At 47.2% G+C, this 3367-nt stretch carries 3 protein-coding genes and 1 pseudogene; 1 reads left to right on the plus strand and 3 read right to left on the minus strand.

Features of this window, described 5'->3' with window-relative positions; genetic code table 11:
• A pseudogene (locus tag PLH26_RS20855) lies at positions 1-291 on the plus strand (hypothetical protein); the annotation flags it as partial.
• Between the two features lie 194 nt (positions 292-485).
• Here the strand turns inward: PLH26_RS20855 and PLH26_RS20860 are convergent.
• From PLH26_RS20860 to PLH26_RS20870, 3 genes are all read right to left on the minus strand, one after another.
• Complete coding sequence (locus tag PLH26_RS20860; RefSeq protein ID WP_324587951.1) at positions 486-1493, minus strand: vWA domain-containing protein; 1008 nt, start codon at positions 1491-1493, stop codon at positions 486-488.
• Between the two features lie 2 nt (positions 1494-1495).
• Complete coding sequence (locus PLH26_RS20865) at positions 1496-2524, minus strand: hypothetical protein (protein ID WP_324587952.1); 1029 nt, start codon at positions 2522-2524, stop codon at positions 1496-1498.
• Positions 2525-2544: 20 nt separating this feature from the next.
• Positions 2545-3367 (minus strand): DUF58 domain-containing protein (locus PLH26_RS20870; protein WP_324587953.1); only part of this gene is annotated, 823 nt, incomplete at its 5' end.

Raw genomic sequence — 3367 nt, forward strand, 5'->3', positions numbered from 1 at the left:
GTTAGCGCCGATGTGTGGAAGGAATTTCCGCGCTGCCTGTCTGAAAAAGAATATAGTGATCCCTACCGGGCATTTCAACAGTTTTTCAGCTACCGGTCGCTCGGCAACTGGCTGCACTGTTGGGAGCAGGTAGTGGAGGATGCGCTTTGCAGTGACAGCACTTCTATAATAGCCCCGCTAACAGTGTGCATTTACCTGATAAAGCTGGCAGAAGCCGCGCACCTGGTGGATGTAAGGGAGGTAACGCATGTGGGTGGATGCGTAAAGAAGGCGGCTTGCGCGAACGAATGACGCATGCACGATTGCAGCACAGAAATAAGAAATAAACCTCATTATTTTTGTGGATCCTGTGAGACCAGAGCGACCATCTCAGTTCCGTCCCCGTGTCACCCTGTCACCTGAAACAAGAAAACAATGACCGCCCCGGCTATGGTATCCACATAAGCAGGATGTGGAGCAATGGATGGCAGGTAAAAGATGAAACGCTACGGAAACTGCCTGAACACCGTTAGCCGGAGCAATAATTCTGCAAAAACAAACCCGATGGCCATTAATGCCAGCGGATGAAAGCGCTCCGTATACAACCTGGTTGTAGTGATATTGATCTTTGTTTTTTCAAGCTGATCTATTTCCCGGTAGATCGCTTCGAGCCCGTGGTTGGCTTTGGCACGAAAATATTGCCCTCCTGTTTCCGCAGCTATTTCCTTTAGCAGGGGTTCATCAATATTCACTTTTTCCTGCTGCATAATGATCTGGCCGCCCGGGCCCTGCACCGGGGTGCTGGCATACCCATCTGAACCCATACCAATGGTATATACTTTTATGTTCAGCGATCTCGCAATTTCTTTGGCCGTTTTAGGATCAATTAACCCTCCGTTGTTTTCACCGTCGGTAAGCAATATTACCACTTTGCTTTTGGCTTCACTGCTGCGTAAGCGGTCAACACTCGTGGCTAACCCTGAGCCTATTGCTGTTCCATCCACTAAAAATCCTCCATCTACCTGGTATATCTGCGATTCCAATACGGCGTGATCACCCGTAACCGGGCATTGCGTAAAGCTCTCCCCTGCAAATACCACCAACCCTATCCTGTCTGCCGGCCGGTTGCGCACAAAATCTCCGGCTACTTTTTTGGCTGCTTCCAGCCGGTTGGGATGAAAATCCTGGGCCAGCATGCTACCGCTCACATCCAGGCACAATACAATATCTATTCCTTCGCCTTCCACATTTTTTTCATCGTTATGGGTTTGCGGCCTGGCCAGCGCTAAAATAATACAGGTAAGTGCCAGCATCCGCAATGCAAAAGGAATATACCTGATCCTGCTTTTGAGGGAATGTGTATTGCGGAAGCTTTTAAGCGAAGAAACCATCATGTTACCGCGCAGCCTGCCGGCATTACTGATGTACCATCCCGCCAATACCGGAATAACCAGCAGCAGGAATAATACCTCCGGATATGCGAATTCGATATGTTCAAAATAATCTCTGAGCACTTTTATTGCTTTAAATGATCCAGCGCCCTTATCGCTTTTTCAATAGTATGCAGCGATGCAAATGCTGTGTCTTTCCCCGGCTGGTACCTGGCAAATTTAACGGCATCGGATATCCGCAACGCTTCGGCGGTTTCACTTATCATTTGCCTGTCCAGCATACTGTTGAGCATCAACAGCAGTTCATCTGTTGTTTTTTGCAAAGCCGGGCTGCTGAACTTTCTTTCTATATATATTTTAAATATGCCTGTTAATTCGCTGTAATACTTTTTCCATTCCTCATTATTTACCAACGGTCCCAACTCCAGCGCACGCAGATTGCTTAGTGCTTCTTCCAGCGGGGAGCGTGCGCTGGCATGTGCACCGGCAGCTACTGGCTTATCCTTTCCTGATTTTAACCATAGCCATACCAAAATGCCCAGCGCTGCCAATGATAATATTCCCGCAACCCAGTACCACCACGGCGTTCCTGCATCGGGCACATCAATGATCTCCCTTATATCGTGATAGGTGCTGTCTTTTAACTGTACGGGAACAATGGTCAGCGCCAGCGAATCGGTATACACTATTTCTTTATTGAGCCTAACCTCCAAAGCGGGGATCATCCATATGCCCGGGTCAAAACCGGTAACGGTAATAGTCTGGCGATAAGTTGTAAAAGATACTTCAGCAACAGAGTCCAAAGGCGACCGGCCTATTATTTCAAGATGATCAAAGCTGTCGGGCAGGTTAACCCATTGGGTTAGCGGGCGGTTGGCAGTTGTTCTTACTTCTACTTTCAGTTCAACAGGCTCGCCTATCAGTACGTGATCGCGGTTTAAAGCAGCTTTTACGGAAGTTTGGGCAAGAACGGGACCGGTAAAAAAAAAGAAAGTCACCGGTAAGGCAAACAGTGAAAAAAAGCTTTTTTGGAAAAACACGGCCAGGCACCGGATGAATGTGGGACAAAACCGTTTGCTGCCGTAATTCCATCCCAAACCAGCATTGTCCTGCCGCTCCAGATCATGCCCTCCTATGTATATGCTTTCTTTCATTGCAGGTTGCCGCCGGCATTTTACTTTGCCGATCTCTTTCGCTTTAAAAAAAATCTTTGCAATACTTTTACGTAATCCTCATCGGTGCGCAGGTAAAGCAGGTCGGCGCCCGATTTTAGAAAAGAAAGGCGGCAGGCTTCCTCATTCAGTACAAACTGTTCGTGATAATTATACTGTACCATTTTGTCGTTGGTGTCAATCCATTGTGTCCGGCCCGTTTCCGCATCCCTTACCTGAGTCATACCAATTTCGGGAAGGTCCATATCCATTTTATCGTATACTTTAATGCCAATTACATCATGCCGGTTGCCGGCAATCCGTAAAGGATCATCATACTGCTCAACCATGAAATCGCTCAGGATAAAAGCAATGCTTTTTTGCTTGACCGCATTGTTAAAAAAACGTACCGCTTCATTAAGATTGGTGCCCCTGCTTTTAGGCTGCACGGTTATCAGCTCGCGAACGATATAGAGAACATGCTCTTTCCCCTTTTTAGGAGGAATATAAAATTCAATTTTGTCGCTGAAAAAAATAACTCCTACTTTATCATTGTTCGTTACGGCAGAAAAAGCCAGTACGGCACACACTTCTGTGATCAGGTCTTTTTTTCGTTGCTGCACCGTTCCAAACAACGAGCTGGCGCTGATGTCCACCAGCAGCATCATGGTAAGCTCTCTTTCTTCTTCAAACAGCTTACTGAAAGGAGCGCCCATACGCGCAGATACATTCCAGTCAATAAAACGCACATCATCGCCGGCACTGTACTCTCTTACTTCCTTGAACAGCATTCCCCTGCCTTTGAACGCCGTATGGTATTCGCCGGTAAAGAGATTGGTAGTGAGC

Source organism: Agriterribacter sp., assembly GCF_035444585.1.
Taxonomy (GTDB): domain Bacteria; phylum Bacteroidota; class Bacteroidia; order Chitinophagales; family Chitinophagaceae; genus Agriterribacter.

Excerpts from the sequence above, each read along its gene's own strand:
- PLH26_RS20865 (WP_324587952.1), bottom strand. The coding sequence starts at position 2,524 with ATGAAAGAAAGCATATACATAGGAGGGCATGATCTGGAGCGGCAGGAC.